The sequence below is a fragment of the Cobetia sp. 14N.309.X.WAT.E.A4 genome (assembly GCF_030397495.1).
Classification (GTDB): domain Bacteria; phylum Pseudomonadota; class Gammaproteobacteria; order Pseudomonadales; family Halomonadaceae; genus Cobetia; species Cobetia marina.
Genome location: NZ_JAPNXT010000004.1, coordinates 317,012 through 334,253, shown reverse-complemented (window position 1 = coordinate 334,253; position 17,242 = coordinate 317,012). Strand labels below are relative to the sequence as shown.

General features: G+C 64.0%; 15 protein-coding genes. 4 read left to right on the top strand and 11 right to left on the bottom strand.

The genetic code is table 11. The features are described 5' to 3' along the window. Positions 1-7 precede the first annotated feature (7 nt). The 3 genes from OW493_RS08395 to OW493_RS08385 form a co-directional block, all read right to left on the bottom strand. Positions 8-715 (bottom strand): metal-dependent hydrolase, encoded by a 708-nt coding sequence (locus OW493_RS08395; protein ID WP_077379967.1) that lies wholly within the window; start codon positions 713-715, stop codon positions 8-10. Positions 716-962: 247 nt separating this feature from the next. Continuing rightward, positions 963-1,505 carry a gamma carbonic anhydrase family protein gene (locus OW493_RS08390; protein WP_077379965.1) on the bottom strand — a complete coding sequence of 181 codons (543 nt, stop codon included), beginning with the start codon at positions 1,503-1,505 and terminating at the stop codon, positions 963-965. Positions 1,506-1,672: 167 nt separating this feature from the next. Continuing rightward, positions 1,673-3,016, bottom strand: a complete 1,344-nt coding sequence (locus OW493_RS08385; RefSeq protein WP_176493858.1) for a sodium-dependent transporter — start codon at positions 3,014-3,016, stop codon at positions 1,673-1,675. Between the two features lie 282 nt (positions 3,017-3,298). Between OW493_RS08385 and prlC the strand changes: the two genes are divergently transcribed. Together prlC and OW493_RS08375 are read left to right on the top strand one after the other, a co-directional pair. After that, a complete protein-coding gene (gene prlC, locus OW493_RS08380; RefSeq protein WP_084207739.1) occupies positions 3,299-5,347 on the top strand; it encodes an oligopeptidase A in 2,049 nt (682 codons plus the stop codon). A 172-nt stretch (positions 5,348-5,519) separates the two neighbouring features. Then, a complete protein-coding gene (locus OW493_RS08375; RefSeq protein WP_077379959.1) occupies positions 5,520-5,771 on the top strand; it encodes a YheV family putative zinc ribbon protein in 252 nt (83 codons plus the stop codon). Positions 5,772-5,886: 115 nt separating this feature from the next. Here OW493_RS08375 and sodC read toward each other — a convergent pair whose 3' ends face one another. Both sodC and metF read right to left on the bottom strand, forming a co-directional pair. Then, positions 5,887-6,456 carry a superoxide dismutase [Cu-Zn] SodC gene (sodC, locus tag OW493_RS08370; RefSeq protein WP_289863824.1) on the bottom strand — a complete coding sequence of 190 codons (570 nt, stop codon included), beginning with the start codon at positions 6,454-6,456 and terminating at the stop codon, positions 5,887-5,889. A gap of 159 nt (positions 6,457-6,615) precedes the next feature. After that, positions 6,616-7,467, bottom strand: a complete 852-nt coding sequence (metF, locus tag OW493_RS08365; protein ID WP_289863823.1) for a methylenetetrahydrofolate reductase [NAD(P)H] — start codon at positions 7,465-7,467, stop codon at positions 6,616-6,618. Positions 7,468-7,815: 348 nt separating this feature from the next. Here metF and OW493_RS08360 point away from each other — a divergent pair, with 348 nt between their 5' ends. Further along, positions 7,816-8,745: an AEC family transporter gene (locus tag OW493_RS08360; RefSeq protein ID WP_289863822.1), complete on the top strand. Its 930-nt coding sequence runs from the start codon at positions 7,816-7,818 to the stop codon at positions 8,743-8,745. A 3-nt stretch (positions 8,746-8,748) separates the two neighbouring features. Here OW493_RS08360 and OW493_RS08355 read toward each other — a convergent pair whose 3' ends face one another. The 3 genes from OW493_RS08355 to OW493_RS08345 form a co-directional block, all read right to left on the bottom strand. Beyond that, on the bottom strand, positions 8,749-9,642 hold the full coding sequence (locus OW493_RS08355; protein WP_289863821.1) for a UDP-2,3-diacylglucosamine diphosphatase: 894 nt from the start codon (positions 9,640-9,642) through the stop codon (positions 8,749-8,751). Between the two features lie 143 nt (positions 9,643-9,785). Then, positions 9,786-10,934, bottom strand: a complete 1,149-nt coding sequence (locus OW493_RS08350) for a diguanylate cyclase (RefSeq protein WP_167592949.1) — start codon at positions 10,932-10,934, stop codon at positions 9,786-9,788. A gap of 210 nt (positions 10,935-11,144) precedes the next feature. After that, positions 11,145-12,620, bottom strand: coding sequence for an NCS1 family nucleobase:cation symporter-1 (locus OW493_RS08345; RefSeq protein WP_077379947.1), 1,476 nt, complete (start codon positions 12,618-12,620; stop codon positions 11,145-11,147). A 393-nt stretch (positions 12,621-13,013) separates the two neighbouring features. On the opposite strand from OW493_RS08345, the gene OW493_RS08340 reads away from it, so the two are divergent. Further along, the gene (locus OW493_RS08340) at positions 13,014-13,754 is read left to right on the top strand and encodes an aspartate/glutamate racemase family protein (RefSeq protein ID WP_289863820.1); all 741 of its coding nucleotides are present in this window, start codon (positions 13,014-13,016) and stop codon (positions 13,752-13,754) included. A gap of 99 nt (positions 13,755-13,853) precedes the next feature. Here OW493_RS08340 and OW493_RS08335 read toward each other — a convergent pair whose 3' ends face one another. From OW493_RS08335 to metK, 3 genes are all read right to left on the bottom strand, one after another. Continuing rightward, complete coding sequence (locus OW493_RS08335) at positions 13,854-15,125, bottom strand: sodium:proton antiporter (RefSeq protein WP_289863819.1); 1,272 nt, start codon at positions 15,123-15,125, stop codon at positions 13,854-13,856. A gap of 194 nt (positions 15,126-15,319) precedes the next feature. Further along, positions 15,320-15,823 (bottom strand): YgjP-like metallopeptidase domain-containing protein, encoded by a 504-nt coding sequence (locus tag OW493_RS08330; RefSeq protein ID WP_176493854.1) that lies wholly within the window; start codon positions 15,821-15,823, stop codon positions 15,320-15,322. Positions 15,824-15,999: 176 nt separating this feature from the next. After that, positions 16,000-17,220 (bottom strand): methionine adenosyltransferase, encoded by a 1,221-nt coding sequence (gene metK, locus OW493_RS08325; RefSeq protein WP_077379939.1) that lies wholly within the window; start codon positions 17,218-17,220, stop codon positions 16,000-16,002. Positions 17,221-17,242: the final 22 nt, after the last annotated feature.

Sequence of the window (17,242 nt, the reverse complement as noted above, 5' to 3'; positions counted from 1 at the left end):
CGTCGTGTCAGACACCGGCCATCAGGCGAGACAGGCTGGCGCCGAAGACGGACAGCGGTCCCTGCAGGTGCATGATGTCCACCAGCACCGCCAGCGGCGGTAGCCAGGGAGTCATCGCGGCGATCACCGCCACCATCGCCAGCGAGTTGCCCGGCTCGCGGTAATCGAACAGCTTGAAGGCAGTGCCGAAACTCTTCTTGAGACGCGCTCCGACCATGTCGACGCTGTACATCTCATCCAGCAACAGATGGATCATGGCGCCGAACAACAGGGCGGCGCCCTGCCACCAGGCCTGCTCCTCGCTCTGGCCGAGCAGATGCAGACTGGCGGCCGTCACGCCTAGCGAGCACAGCAATGAGGCCAGCAGGGAGTGCCAGATGCCGCGATGGACGGTGAAACGCTTGAAGATGGCGCTGGCCACATAGCGCACGCCCAGATAGGTCGCGCCACCCGCCATCATCAGCGGCCCCGCCAGCAGGCGGTCCTGCAGCAGCAGCACGCAGGCCATGGTCGCCAGCACCGCAAACAGCGTGAACAGGATACGGATGGCGCGCGAGTTGTCTGAGTCGATGTCCGGAAGGATGCCACCGAAGGTCGTCAGGCTCGCCAGCGGCACACCCTCCGCCAGCGACCACAGGCCGCCTTGCCAGCCTGCCGCCGCCACGATACCGCCGGCAAAGGCTGCCACGGTGATATGGGTACGAAAATTGGCCATGAGATACGGGTCGCGAGCCCTCGACGATGTCACTGGACCAGTCACCACACGCTGGCACTGGATATATGTCCAGATTATGACGCAAGCATTTCATGAAAAACAATGGCTTGTCCGGGTTTGTGAGTGCAGATGCTGCCTCCACCGTCAACGCTCGGGAAATGCAGCCCCCGAAACGCGCACTCCCCCGCCAGCCTGGGCCGACGGGGGAGTGCTCTTTGCTGCGCTCGGGGAACTCCTTGAAGGAGGTTCAGCCGGCGTAATCCTCAGCCAGATGCTGATCCTTCAGCTTGACGTAGTTCACCGCCGAATAGGTGAAGAACTCACGCTCGCTGTCCTTGATGGGACGCAGCGCACGCGCGGGATTGCCCGCATACACATGCCCGCCTTCGAGACGCTTGCCAGGCGGCACCAGTGCGCCCGCCGCGATGATGACCTCATCCTCCACCACCACACCGTCCATCACGATGGCTCCCATGCCGACCAGCACGCGGTCATGGATGGTGCAGCCGTGCAGCACGGCCTTGTGGCCGATGGTGACGTCGTCACCGATTTCCAGCGGATGGCCGCCCGGATTGAAGTCGCTGGCGTGAGTGATGTGCAGCACTGCCCCGTCCTGCACGCTGGTACGCGCGCCGATACGGATACGGTGCATGTCGCCGCGGATCACGGCCAGTGGCCATACCGAGCTGTCATCACCGAGGGCGACATCGCCCAGTACGACACTGCTGGGGTCGATGAAAACCCGTTCGCCCAGCCGCGGCGTCAGGCCCTTGAAGGATCGAATGCTCATGCCTTGCCTCCTGAATTAGGCCACCAGCCTACTGCTCCCATCGTCATGATGCCAATAGCGCGGCAGCCTGAATCGCGTTGCGGTTTGCTCGACGACGCTCATTTCCCCGCCTTGCGGCACCGCCCCTCCCGAGGACTAAACGCCCTGCTCACGTAACCCTTGGCGGCCTACTTGAAGAAGCTCCACCCCAGCACGACCAGCACCAGCGGAATCGAGATCCAGCGCAGCACCCAACGCCAGCGACGGAAGAAACGACGCGACGTCCCCAGCCCCGCCAATGCCAGATTCTGCGGCATGATCCAGCCCGCGAAGATGGCGATCAGCAGGCCGCCGATCGGCAGGAAGAAGTCCGGCGGAATCGTCGTCACCACATCGAAGGCGTTCATCTCGCCCAGCAGGTGCACTTCCTTGAGGCTCGAGAAGGACAGCACCGACAACAGGCCCATCGCCCAGACCGCGATGCCCACCGCCAGCGCGGCACGCCGACGTGTCATTCCCCAGCCCTGCAGCACCTCGACGATGGGCTCGGCGATGTTGATCGAGCTGGTCCAGGTCGCCAGCAGCAGCAACAGGAAGAACAGCGCCAGCAGCAGGCTGCCGCCCGGCAGATTGGCAAAGGCGATGGGCAGGCTGACGAACATCAGGCCGGGCCCGGAAGCCGGGTCCAGCCCCTGACTGAACACCGCCGCGAAGATGGCGATCCCCGCCAGCAATGCCACCCCGATGTCCAGCGCCGCCACGGCGATCGCGGCCGTCGGCAGACTCTGGCGCTCCGGCATATAGGCGCCATAGGCCATCAGCGCACAGGCGCCGACCGCCAGCGTGAAGAAGGCATGTCCCATGGCATTGAGCACCACGTCCAGCGTGATGGCGTCGGGATTGGGCATGAACAGCCAGCTGATGGCGGGACCGAAGCCCGGAGTGCTGATGCTGTAACCGGCCAATGCCAGCAACAGCACGTAGAGCAGCGGCATCATCAGGTTGTTGAGACGCTCGAGCCCCGAGGAGATGCCGGCGGCCACCACGCTCATGGTCATCAGCATGAAGACGGTGTGGTTGAAGGTCATGGTGACCGGGTCTTCCAGAAAGGCACCGAAGGAGGCGCCGATCTCCGGCGGGCTCATGCCGCTGAAGTCCCCCTTCAGTGAATCGACCAGATACTCGATCGACCAGCCCGACACCACCGAATAGAACGACAGGATGAAGAACATGGTGATGGCACCGAAGAAGCCCAGCCAGCGCCAGTTCGGCGTACGGCCAGCGCTGGTCGCCAGATGGGCGAGCGCCTGCATCGGCCCGCGCCGACCGGCGCGACCGATCATGATCTCGGCCATCATCACCGGCAGGCCCAGCAGCAGCACGAAGCCGATGTACAGCAGCAGAAAGGCCGAACCGCCGTTCTCGCCCGTCATGTACGGGAAGCGCCAGATGTTGCCCAACCCGACGGCAGCGCCGGTGACGGCCAGGATGAAGGCGCGGCGACTGCCCCAGCGTTCGGTGGTTTCGCTCATGTCTGCTCTCGTGGTGAAGAATCGATAGTCAATGAAGGCTCATCAGGGGCTGCAAGATAGCAGCCGCGTCGTTCAGGGCCAATGCGGGCTCGGCTCGGGCGTCCCACGCGGAGAGGTCCGGGCCGCCTCCTATCGGGTCGATAGATTGAATAACACGCGCCAAGGCCTCACATTCTAGGTATCCCCGCGGCGACGGTGACACCGTTCTCGTGGCGCCTCCGATGCGCCAGTCTTCCTTTACCGTTCACCGCTGCCGCCCACCCGAATGACGCGAGGTACACGATGTCGATCAATCCCCTGCTGGAACGCAACACTCTGCCTCCCTTCGACACCCTCAAGGCCGAGCATGTCGAAGACGCGATCAGCGAACTGCTGGAGCACAACCAGCAGGAGATCGAGCGCCTGATCGAGGCCACCCGCGACGACACGCGCTGGGACAACTTCGCCGCGCCGCTGGAAGCGCTGGGCGACCGCCTGAGTCAGGCCTGGTCACCGGTCTCACACCTCAACTCGACCATGAATTCCCCCAAGCTGCGCGAGGCCTATCAGGCCTGTCTGGCCAAGCTGTCGGCCTACTCCACCTGGGTGGGTCAGAACAGCGATCTGGCTGCGGCCTATCAGCGCCTTGCGGACAGCGACGAATTCGCAAGCCTCGATGAAGCCCAGCAGAAGGCGATCACCAACAGTCTGCGCGATTTCCGTCTCGCCGGTGTCGATCTGCCCCAGGACAAGAAGCAGCGTTATGGCGAGATCCAGGCGCGCCTGTCCGAACTCTCCAACACCTTCTCCAACCATGTGCTGGATGCCACCCAGGCCTGGCACAAGGATGTCGAGGAAGAGGCGCTGGCGGGCGTGCCGGAAAGCGGCCTCGCGGCGCTCAAGGCCAACGCCGAGGCCAAGGGGCTGGAAGGCTATCGCATCACCCTGGACTTCCCGAGCTTCTTCCCGGTGCTCAGCTACGCCGACAACCGCGAGCTGCGCGAGGAGGTCTACACCGCCTTCGTCACCCGCGCCTCGGAAAAGGGTCCCAACGCCGGTGATTTCGACAACGGTCCGGTGATCGAGGAGATTCTGGCCCTGCGTCAGGAACTGGCCAGGCTGATCGGTTTCGACGATTACGCCTCACTGTCACTGGCGACCAAGATGGCCGACTCGCCGGCACAGGTCATCAGCTTCCTCGAGGACCTCGCGACCCGCGCAGTGCCCCAGGCGCGTGAAGAGTTCAACGAGCTGGCGGCCTACGCCACCGAAAGCCTCGGCATCGATGACCTGCAACCGTGGGATGTCGGCTACGCCAGCGAGAAGCTGCGCGAATCACGCTACGCGATCAATCAGGAACAGCTGCGCCCCTACTTCCCGGCGCCGCAGGCCATCGACGGACTGTTCGAGGTGGTCAATCGCCTCTACGGCATCACCTTCCAGCAGCGTGAAGTGCCGGTGTGGCACGACGACGTCAGCTACTACGAGGTGATCGAGAATGACACGCCGATCGCCGGCTTCTATCTCGATCTCTATGCCCGCGAAGGCAAGCGTGGCGGCGCCTGGATGGACGAGTGCCGCGTGCGTCGTCGCCGCGAGGATGGCAGCCTGCAGTTGCCGGTCGCCTATCTGACCTGCAACTTCACCCGTCCCGTGGGTGGCCGCCCGGCGCTGCTGACCCACGATGAAGTGGTCACGCTGTTCCACGAGTTCGGTCACGGTCTGCATCACATGCTGACCCGTCAGGAAGTCGCCGAAGTCTCCGGCATCAATGGCGTGGCGTGGGACGCCGTCGAGCTGCCCAGCCAGTTCATGGAGAACTTCTGCTACGAGCGTGAAGGGCTGGATCTGATCGCGCGTCACGTGGATACCGGCGAGCGTCTGCCCGACGACATGCTCGAGCGCCTGCAGGCAGCCCGCAACTTCCAGGCGGCGATGACCATGGTCCGCCAGCTGGAATTCTCGCTGTTCGACTTCCGCCTGCATCACGAGCTCGACACGCCGTCCGCCGGCGATGTCCAGACGCTGCTCGACGAGGTACGCAGCAAGGTCGCCGTGGTCCCGGCGGTCGAGTTCAACCGCTTCCAGAATGGCTTCAGCCACATCTTCGCCGGCGGTTACGCCGCGGGTTACTACAGCTACAAGTGGGCCGAAGTGCTGTCGGCGGATGCCTTCAGCGCCTTCGAGGAAAGCGCGGTCTTCGACACCGCCACCGGTCAGCGCTTCCGGGAAGAGGTACTGGCCAAGGGTGGCTCGCGTGATGCCGCCGAGCTGTTCCGCGCCTTCCGGGGACGTGACCCGCAGGTCGATGCCCTGCTGCGTCACTCCGGTATCGGTGCCCAGGCGGCCTGAGCCTCGCCCAGACGCCGGTCTTGATGACGGCGCAAGCCTGATCACACACCGCTGTCCCTGCGCCCCTGACCTTTGCCGGTCGGGGGCGTATCATATGGCGCATCGTCCGCCTGACGCTCGCATTGCCCGATGCCGAGCGGCCTGACACAACCAGATCCTGACTGGAGGCACCATGTCTACCATCAAGCGCTTCATCGCGGGTGCCGTCTGCCCACGCTGCGGAGCAATGGACCGCCTGCGCACCTGGGAGCAGAACGAGACACGCTACCGTGACTGCGTGTCCTGTGACTTCTTCGAGCAGCAGGCCATCGAGGAACCGCCCACCCTCGAGGAGCTGTCCACGCGCGTGAACGCGCCACGCGACGAGCCCGCGAGTGATGAGGTCCAGCCGGTGCGTATCCTGGACCCCGGCAAGCGGCACTGACCGCATGTGATATCGCGAGCCCCCCGTGGAATCCGTGCTTGCTGCATGAAAAAGCCCCGCCAGATGGCGGGGCTTTTGCGTATCAGCTCGACTGGCCGTCAGCAGGGCACGGCTTTCATTTGACCACGCCGCAGGCAACGCGCGAGCCGCCACCGCCCAGCTTGGGCGTATCGGTGTAGTTGTCACCGCCGGAGTGGATCATCAGCGCATGACCGCCGAGATCGCTCTCCTTGAGGCGCGGAGCCAACACCGGCAGCGAGATCTTGCCATCGGCATCGACGCTCAGCGCCGGAAGATCGCCCAGGTGGCCATCGCCATACGGGCCCTGGTGGGTGCCGGTCTCCTCTGGGTCGAAGTGGCCACCTGCCGCGGCACCGGCCACGGCCTCACCGTCCTTCTCGGCGGGTTCGCAGCTGGCATTGGCATGCAGGTGGAAGCCATGGATGCCGCTTTCGAGCCCTTCGATCTTCGGCGTCAGCAGCAGACCATCAGCGGTGTCCTCGGCCATGATGCTGCCGACGGTCTCACCCACCCCGTCACTGCTGACACGATGCATTTCCACCTCGGTGGCCGCCTGGGCGACACCCCCGAACAACCAGGCACCCAGCGCCACCGCAGCGGCGCTCTTGAAGGGCTTTCTGGTAGATGACGCAAAGGATGCCGTGTGCTGTGTCTCGCGATTCATGAGCAATCTCTCCATCACTGAGGCCGGCTTCACTGCCGACGCCTTGAGTGGCTTGCGGGCCGCTGTCGCAAGCGGCTACCCCTCAGACCTCAGGGCGAGAGACGTCACATTCAATGCAATTCTGCCAATGACTTGCCGCGCACGCCGGGCGAGCACACCTCAGCGAGAAGAGATCCCCAGGTTTTCCAGCACCTTGAGACACGGCCCGGCCTGGTTAAGGGTATAGAAATGCAGACCCGGCGCGCCGCCATCCAACAGACGCTGACTCATCCGCGAGATCACCTCGGTACCGAAGGCCTGGAGGCTCTCGCTGTCATCGGCGTAGCTCTCGAGCTGTCTGCGAAGCCAGCGCGGAATCTCGGCACCGCAGGAGTCGGAGAAACGCGCCAGCTTGGTGTAATTGGTGATCGGCATGATGCCCGGGATGATCGGCTGCTGGATGCCCAGATCACGTGCTCGCTCCACGAAGTGGAAGTAGGCATCGGCATTGAAGAAATACTGGGTGATGGCGATGTCGGCCCCGGCATTCATCTTGCGCGCGAAGTTCTCCAGATCCATACGGTAGTTGTCAGCCTGCGGGTGACACTCCGGGTAGGCGGCCACCGCGATCTCGAAATGATCGCCGGTCTCGTCACGCACGAACTCCACCAGCTCATTGGCATGGCGCAGTTCACTGCGCGCGCCCATCCCGGACGGCAGATCACCGCGCAGCGCCACCAGGCGCTTGATGCCCTGCTCGCGATACTCGCCGAGAATCTCGCGCAGCTCACCACGGTCGCTGCCGACACATGACAGATGCGGCGCCGTGCAGATACCGCTGCTGCGCACGGACTGCACGGTATTGAAGGTGCGCTCACGCGTGGAGCCACCAGCGCCATAGGTGACCGAGAAGAATGCCGGGTCCAGCGCGGCCAGGCGGTCACGGACACCCATCAGCTTTTCACGTCCCACCTCGGTATTCGGTGGAAAGAACTCGAAACTGATGCCTGAGGGGTGTTCGCTGGCGCTCATGGGGCGGCCTCCTGGTCGGTCGTGTCCGGCATTGATGTTCTTGTGCCGCACACGTCGCGGTGTGCGTGCTGCCGTGTGGCGCTGCGCTGATGACACAAGCACGCGCACGGTGCATGTCATGCATCATGACCTGCGCCTCGATCCACGGCCAATGAAAGGTTTTCGCCTCAACATCAATATCATTCATATAAGAAACTGCTTTCTTATAACCACAACGCCTTACCCGGCTCACCTGCTGCGCGACACCCTCCCTGCAGCCCGAGCGGGCGCCGTTTTCAAGATGACGTCGGCACATGACTCACGGCATGATGGCTCGCACGCCCCCGCCCCGCTTCACAAGGAACCGTGATGGATCACCTGGATCTGCAGCAACCGCTCTGGATGCTGATCACCTTCGTTGCCATCGGCGCACTGTGCGCCCGCAAGCTGGCCATCGACCCACGCCCCATCGCCACCTTGCTGATCTACGTGATCGCGCCGCTGACCTTCTTCCGCGGACTGGTGCTGGGCGAGCCCTCCTTGAGCGATCTGGGTCTGACATTGGGCCTGTTCACGCTGTCGAGCCTCATCTGTCTGCTGGTGCGTCCACTGGCCGCGAAGTTCTTCCCGCCGCAGGAGGCCGCCTTGCTCGCCTTCTCTTCCGGCACCGGCAACACCGGCTACTTCGGCCTGCCGGTCGCGATGCTGTTGCTGCCGCCGGCAGGCGTGACCCAGTACCTGTTCTGCCTGCTCGGCATCACCCTGTATGAGTTCACGCTGGGCTTCTACGTCAGTGCGCGCGGGCAGTTCTCGATGCAGCAAAGTCTGGTGAAGATCGCGCGGCTGCCGCTGATCTACGCCTTCATGGCCGCACTGCTGGTCGGCACGCTGGGGCTTCAGGTGCCGGGGGCGGTCATGGAGGGGCTCGACTACTTCAAGTACAGCTACACGGTGCTGGGCATGATGATCATCGGCATGACGCTGGGGGGCATCAGCCTGCGCGAGGTCGACCCGCGCTTCATCCTGGCCGCGACTGCCCTGCGTTTCGTGATGTGGCCGCTGCTGAGTCTGGGCAGCGTGATGCTGCTGGGCAGCCTGTTCGCACTCGACCCGGTACTGGCGCAGGTCCTGCTGCTGCTGGGGGTGGTGCCGATGGCCGCCAATGTGGTCGTGCTGGCCATCGAGCTGAACATCCAGCCGGCCAAGGGCGCGATCGCGGTGATGCTGACTACCCTGGCGGCCCCGCTGATCATCCCACTCTACCTGTCATGGATGCTGACGATCAGCGGGCTGGGGTGAGGCTCAGGCCCCGGCCATCTCGGGGGTGACGGCCTCGGTGGCGGGTGGCACGGCCTGACGCGGCATCACATGACGCGGGGCGCTTTCGAGAATCTGCCCCTGCCAGTCGATCAGATGCAGTGCGCCGTCGCCATCTTCCGCCAGCGCAGTGCAGTGCTCTACCCAGTCGCCGTCGTTGCAGTAGAGCACGCCATCCTCGACCCGAAAGCCCGCCTGGTGGATATGCCCACCGACATAGCCATCCAGGCCCTCGAGACGGGCCTGGCGCATGGCCGCCTCCTCGAACTGGGCCACGTAGCGCTGGGCGACGCCACTGCGGCGCTTGAGCGCGCTGGCCAGCGACCAGTAAGGCAGACCGAACATGCCACGCGCGCGGTTGCACCAGCGATTGAGCGACAGGATGAAGCCGTGCATGCCATCCCCCAGCGTGAGCAGCCACGGTGCGATGCGCACATGGGTATCGAATTCATCGCCGTGGGAGACCAGCAGGCGGCACCCGCTGCCGGTGGTATGGATCGCGCGCCGCTCGATGCTCACGTTGTGGAGCTTGAGGCCGCAGAGCCGACGGAAGGCGGCATCGTGGTTGCCGGGAATGTAGATGACCTCGCAGCCACTGCGTGCCAGGCGCAGTACCCGCGCCACCAGCGCCTGCTGGTCCTTGTCGAGCACCGCACGCTTGCGCATCGCCAGCAGATCCACGATATCGCCGACCAGATACAGACGCTCAGGGCGCACGCGCCGCAGCAGCTTCGCGAGCAGCGCCGCCTGACAGTCCGGCGTGCCCAGATGCACGTCCGAGATGAACAATGTCCGCACCTGGCCGAGTGACGCATGCCGTGGCGCCGCCTCTGCAGAAGACGCCGGAGAAGACGGGGGAGCGAAGTGCGGCACGGGCATGTCAGTTACCTCTGATCAATCACCTCGGGATCGGCGAGCGCAGACAGACAGACATGGCTACGCCCCGGATTGCCGGACCAGAGTGACCGCGTGCGATGACGCCTCCATAACAGGACCATGACCGGGCGATGACAACCCGCCGCTCACGCCTGCTGATTGCTCCCCTTTACCACCGCATGCCGGCCGGCGCGCTTCTGGCGGTACATGCGATCATCCGCGATGTGGATGAGATCCTGCACGCTGATCTCGCCCTGCAGTACCGAGTCATGCGTGACCCGCCCGATGCTCACCTCGACCGGAAAGGCGATCTGCTCCTCGAGACGTTGCGCCTCCAGGTGATGCATCAGCTGATTCGCCGCCTGCTGACTGGCCATATCGCAGGCCCCGGGCAGCACGACCAGAAACTCGTCTCCGCCCAGACGGCAGGCCATCCCTTCCTCTCCCGCGGCCTGTGCCGCGCCTGCGGCGACCAGCTGGATCAGCCGGTCCCCCTGGGGATGGCCAAAGGTGTCGTTGACGTACTTCAAGCGATCGACATCCACGAACAGGATGGATAGACACCGGCGTTCTCGCAGGCTGGCGGCCAACGTCCTGTCGAGAAACTCGAGACCACAACGGCGGTTGGGCAGGCTGGTCAGCAGGTCATGGTTGGCACGGTATTCCAGTTCATGCTGCTGCGTGAGCAGCTGCTGATTCATGTGGCTGAGCTCGGCGTTGCGCACCTCCAGTGCCCGGCGCAGCTTGACGGTACGCAGGAAGGTGGAGCTGCGAGCGTGCGCCAGCGCCGGCGCCATGATCATCGTCGCGATCATGTAGGCACCTCCCGCGCCGGCAAGGTCCTTGAGCGAGAGCGGGCTCAGCCATAGAAAGAGCGGCAGATAGCCCAGTATCAACGGCAGACTGCTGACCAGCTGGTACCGCCAGCCCCACACCAGCCACGCCGGCATGGCGATCAGCATGGAGGTCGAGAAGCTCAGGTTCCACAGCGATAGCGTGATGGCATCCTGGATCATCGTCGCGCCGAAGCAGAAATACAGATTGGCGCAGACGGCGCCGAGCAATGCGATATCGTCGGGCCGACGTGGCTGGCGACGCAGTAGCGTCACACACAGCACACAGACACCGAGAAGCAGAAAGCGCCCGAGCCACAGAGTCGGCCAGGCGTCAGGGACCTGGAAGTAATCGAACAGCAGAAAGCACGCCAGACCCGCCATCGCGAACAGCACGAAGGTATGATTGAGTCGCGCCCGATAATGGCGAGACTCCTCATCCTCCATCTCACTGCATGGCATGAGGTGATCATGGAACGACACGGCACGTCCTCTCGGAAAGCTGGGGCATGGCCTCATGCTACACCTGCCGCCAGCCTCCCCCTATCCCGACGGCTCGCGTCCCGCCAACGCTACAGCCACGTGTCCTGGCGGCGAGATGCACTCAGGGCCCGATACCGGGAAGGTACGGGCCCTGAGCGTCTCGATGTGACTCGCGCCTTTCGCCTGCGATCAGACGACCTTGCCGCGTGAGCCAGCAGGCACATAGATGCGCGCGGAGGCAGCATCTCCCAGCCAATATCCCGAGAAGATGCCATACAGCCCTGCCGCCATCAGGCCGCCGATGAACAGCGTGAAGTGGGTGATGTCACCCAGCGGCAGGAAGCTGATCACCAGCGTCACCGCCGAGGAGGCCAGCAACGCCTTGACCGCCGCGACATTGACGCCCTTCTCGAAGAAATACTCTCCCTGCGCGCTGTCGGTGAACAATGCCCGGGTGTTGATGCCGCCCTTGTGGATCAAGTAGTGATCGAACAGGATCACGCCATACACCGGGCCGATGGCTGCGGCGAGAATGCCCACGGTGTACTGGATGATTTCCGGATTGTTGAACAGATTCCACGGCGTGATGAAGATGGAGCCGACGGCGGCGAGCATGCCACCCATCCGCCAGCTGATGCGCGACGGCGCCACATTGGAGAAATCGAACGCCGGTGACACGAAGTTGGCCACGATGTTGATGCCGATGGTCGCCAGCACCAGGGTCAGGATGCCCAGCGCTGCCGCGACGCCATTGTCGATGCGCGCGACGGTCTCCATCGGGTCATGCAGCATCTCGCCGAAGATGGGCTGGGTGCCGGACACTACTACCACGGTGATGACGGCAAACAGCAGGAAGTTGACCGGCAGGCCCCAGAAGTTGCCACGCTTCACGTCACCAGGCGTGGCGCAGTAACGCGAGAAGTCACCGAAGTTGAGCGTCGGACCCGCGAAGTAGCCCGCCACCAGGGCCGCGGCGATCACCATCTGCCACAGGGCATCACTGCCGGAGAGTGTCTTGCTGCCCAGCGTGAAGCTGATGTTGTCCCAGCCGGCCTGCCAGACAATCCAGCCCGCCAGCGCGAACATCACCACATAGACCGCCGGTCCGGCGAAATCGATGAAACGGCGCACCGCGTTCATGCCCCACCAGAACACCAGCGCCTGCAGCACCCACATGAACAGGAAGCAGTACCAGCCAAGCTGCGAGAGGCCGAGGTACTGGACCTCGGTCAGCCCCTCCAGCGACGGCACGTAACGCAGCAGCACCAGCATCAAGGCATGTGCCGCCAGATACGTCTGGATGCCGTACCACACCACCGCGATCAGCCCGCGGATGATCGCCGGGATATTGGCGCCATAGATGCCGAAGGACTGGCGGCAGACCACCGGAAACGGTACCCCCGTCTGCTGGCTGGGCCGCGAGATCAGATTGGCGAACACCTGCACCACCAGAATCCCCACCAGCATCGAGACCAGAATCTGCCAGCTGGCCAGACCCAGGGTGAACAGACTGGCGGCGAAGACATAGCCACCGACGCTGTGCACGTCGGACATCCAGAACGAGAAGATGTTGTACCAGTTCCAGTTCTGCTCGCAGGGCGCGAGGTCGTCGTTGATGAGCCGCTTGCTGGCGTTGCTCAGGTCAGGGGGAGTCTGGGGTGTCATTGTTGTCTCCAGAGGGGGCTTGGTGCCCGAGTGGACGTTCCGTCCGTGGGCCGGTCACGAGGCATCACGCCTCGCCATGCCTATCCCCCTATCAACAAGCATGCCAATGAAACATATGTTGCGGCTTTTCAATCTCCCAGCGTTTCCCCCAACCCCCGCTCTGCCTGCACCTCCTGCCAGTAGTGCCTCTCAAGCCGAAATCGCTGCCCCCTCAAGCACCATCGATTCCCCCTGAATTCGCCATATGCACCACCAGGGCGCACCAACGATGAAACGAACGTTGCTGAAGCGATGATTGCCCGTCTGGCACGAATGCTGCTCACGTATTGACCATCCTGCTCGAACGTCTCACCCATCCCCGCCAGCCGCACCTCATCACAGGAGACACGCGCCATGTTGCGTCTCAAGGTCATCAATCCCAACACCAGCCAGGCGATGAGCCAGCAGATGGCGCACTCGCTGCAACGACAGCTCGCGGACGACGTCCGACTCGAGGTACTGACCGCCGAGCATGGCGCCCCCAGCATCGAGACGGCCGTCGAGGAAGCCATGGCGGTGGTCGCTCTGCTGAGTCTGATCGCCCGGGACCGGGAAGGCCTGCTGGACACGCCCCCCGCCGATGGCTATCTGCTGGCCTGCTTCGGTGACCCCGGCCTTGAGGCCGCCCGCGAACTGAGCCCCGTGCCGGTGATCGGCATCGCCCAGGCCGCCATGCACATGGCCACGCTGGCGGCTCCCTCCTTTGCCATCGTCACCAGCATGACCAGCACGCTGCCGATGTCCGAGCAGCTGCTGGAGCGCTATGCGATGCGTCCGCTGTGCAAGGCACTGCTGGCCTGTGACGTCCCGGTACTGGCGCTGTCCGAGGCGCGCACTCCCCCGCAGGCGCTGCTTGAGAGCTGTGAGCAGGCCAGGGCGAGCGGTGCCGGCAGCATCGTGCTGGGCTGCGCCGCGATGGGACCGCTGCGCTACGCCATCGCTCGGGATATCGGTCTGCCGGTGGTCGACCCGCTGCTGGCGGGACGGGATCTGCTGCTGACATTGATGCGCCAGCCCGCCGTCACCCGCGCGGCACCGGGCGGCGAGGCCAAGCCGCTCAGCGGCGTCTTTGCCCGGGGGCTGGCCGCCCTCTGACCTGCCATTGCGATGCCCTTGGCTTGCCTCTCTCGACAGCAACGAAAACGCCCCCTCACTGCTGTCAGTGAGGGGGCGTTTCTCTTGGCAGGCTCTGACTCAATGCTGGTCGTGCGGCGCCTCCGAGCGAGAGCGATCCCCGACGACTGCGGTCACCAGCTTGCCGATGCTCAACCCCTGCACGAGGATCGAGAACAGTACGATGATGTAGGTGGTGACCACCAGCGGCTCGCGGAAGTCACCTTCGGGAATCGCCAGGGCCAGTGCCACCGAGATGCCGCCGCGCAGGCCACCCCAGGTGAGCACGCGCGTGGTGCCGGCCCGGAAGGTATACCAGCGCCGCAAGATGCTCAGCGGAATGCCGATCAGCGCCAGACGCGAGAGCAGGATGACCGCCACCAGCGCCAGGGCGATGCCGATCGAGGTCAGGGTGATCGGCATCAGCACCAGCTCGAGGCCGATCAGCACGAACAGCACCGCGTTGAGGATCTCGTCGACCAGCTCCCAGAAACCGTCCAGATAGCGGCGGGTGTTGTCGGACATGGCGCCATCACGCGCCATGTTGCCGATGATCAGCCCCGCCACCACCATCGCGATGGGGCCGGAGACATGCAGCGCCGAGGCCAGCGCGTAGCCGCCCAACACCAGCGCCAGGCTCAGCATCACCTCGACCTGATACTGGTCGATGCTGCGCATCAGCTGATAGACCAGCGCCCCCAGTGCCAGCCCGAGCAGAATCCCGCCGCCGGCTTCCTCGAGGAACAGGAGCCCCATGTGGCCGAGCTCGACCTCACTGCTGCCCGCCGAGGCCGCGCTCAACAGCGCGGTGAACAGCACCACCGCCACGCCATCATTGAACAGTGACTCGCCGACGATGCGGATCTCCATGTCGGCAGGCGCTCCGGCGCTGCGCATGATGCCGAGCACGGCGATCGGGTCGGTGGGCGAGATCAACGCGCCGAACACCAGGCAATACAGGTAGGGCACCTCGATGCCGGCCCACTGGAACAGCCACCAGGCGGCGGAGCCGATCACCAGGGTCGAGACCAGCACGCCCAGCGTGGCCAGCAGGCCGATGGAGCGGCGATAGGCCTTCAGGCGCGAGAGATCCACGTGCAGCGCACCGGCGAACAGCAGGAAGGACAGCATGCCGTCCATCAGCAGGCTGTTGAAGTTGATGCGCCCCAGCCAGTCTTCCGCGATGTCGGCCACGACGGTGGTCACCGCGAAGTGATCCAGCCCGATCACGCCGAGTGACAGCACCAGACCGATGGCCATCACGCCGATGGTCGGGGGCAGGCGCAGGATCCGGTGGTTGAACCACATGCACACGGCAGTGATGGTAATGAACAGTGCAGCGAGATTGAGCATCCGAAAACGGTCCTTTGCAGTGGCGCCGATACCCTGGAGGGCATGACGTCCTTGTCATTCGTCTTTCATACGAGCTGATGCGGAGAGCCACTCGCGTGGCCAGCAGCGCTGATCGTGACTGCCATAACAGGTCGTGACTGCCAGAACGGGTCGTGACTGCCAGCACTGGCCGTGATTCCCAGCACTGGCCGTGACTACCAGAGATCGCCGTGACGTTCACGGTGACAGAGATAGAGACGCAGCTCGAACTCACGTTGATGATACTCCGGCTGCATGTGACAGCAGAGTCGATAGAACGCCTTGTCGTGGGCCTTCTCGCGCAGATGCGCCAGCTCATGGACCACGATCATGTTCAGCAGCGGCTCCGGCAGGCGCCGAAACAACGACGAGATGCGGATCTCGTGCTTGGCCTTGAGCTTGTTGCCCTGCACCCGCGACACGAAGGTGTGCAGCCCCAGGGCGTTGTCGATGACGTGAATCCGGTCGTCATAGATCACCTTGCTGATCGGCGCCGAGCTGCGCAGGTACTGATTCTTCAGCGCCATGGTGTAGTCATGCAGCGCACGGGCCCCCTGCAGCTGATGTGGCTCGGGATATCTAGCGAGAAAGAAGGCTGCCGTCTTGCCCGACGCCAGCAGTTCACTCGCCTGCTGTTGGATCTCGGGGCCGTAGCCCTTGAGATAGCGTAGATCAGCCACTGGGCCTCTCTCCTGTTGCTGTCCCACAAAGGGTCAGACCTGCGTGTCAGTCGGGCTCGCGCCGCTAACGCTCCACCAGAGACAGGAAAACCCGCCGAAGCGGGTTTTCCTGTCATGACACTGAGCCGGTGGGGGCGAGATGCCCCTCCCCTGCCAGGCCTGTCGAGCTGACGACCTTACAGGCCGGCAGCAGCCTTGAGGCCAGCGGCACGGTCGGTCTTTTCCCACGGGAAGGCGGTGAAGGTTTCGGTCTTCTTCTCGCCGGTCACGTCGGTCCAGCTGTAGCTGTGCTCGAACGGCTCACGACCGAAGTGGCCGTAGGCAGCGGTCAGCTGATACATCGGGTGCGCCAGATCCAGCATGGTGGTGATGGCATAGGGACGCAGGTCGAAGTGCTCGCGCACCAGCTCGACGATCTTGGCATCGCTGATCTTGCCGGTGCCGAAGGTGTTGATCGAGACGGAGGTCGGCTCGGCGACACCGATGGCGTAGGAGACCTGGATCTCGCACTTGTCGGCCAGACCGCTGGCGACGACGTTCTTGGCCACGTAACGACCGGCATAGGCGGCGCTGCGATCGACCTTGGACGGGTCCTTGCCGGAGAAGGCACCACCACCGTGACGGGCCATGCCGCCGTAGGTGTCGACGATGATCTTGCGGCCCGTCAGACCACAGTCACCCACCGGGCCACCGATGACGAAGTTGCCGGTCGGGTTGATGTGGTATTCGGTGGTCTCGGACAGCCACTCGGCCGGCAGGACCTGCTCGATGATCTCGCGCTTGACCATCGCGCGCAGGTCTTCCTGGGACACTTCCGGGTCATGCTGGGTGGACAGCACGACGGCTTCGACGGCGACCGGCTTGCCGGCTTCGTCGTAGCGGAAGGTGACCTGACTCTTCGCATCCGGACGCAGCCACGGCAGCATGCCGTTCTTGCGCAGTTCCGCCTGACGCTCCACCAGACGGTGAGCGTAGTGGATCGGCGCCGGCATGAAGGAGTCGGTCTCGTTGGTGGCATAGCCGAACATCAGGCCCTGATCGCCCGCGCCCTGATCTTCCGGCTTGGTGCGATCGACGCCCTGGGCGATATCGACGCTCTGCTTGCCGATCAGGTTCAGGACACCACAGGTCTCGCCGTCGAAACCGACATCGGAAGAGGTGTAGCCGATATCCGTGATGACACGACGTACCAGCTCCTCGAGATCGACCCACGCGCTGGTGGAGATCTCACCGGCCACGATGGCCACGCCTGTCTTGACGAGCGTTTCGCACGCCACGCGTGCCTGCTTGTCGCGCGCGATGATGGCATCGAGCACGGCATCGGAAATCTGGTCGGCAATCTTGTCCGGGTGCCCTTCGGACACGGACTCGGATGTGAAGAGTGAGTATTCGCTCATTGGTCCTCGACCCTCTTTTCGG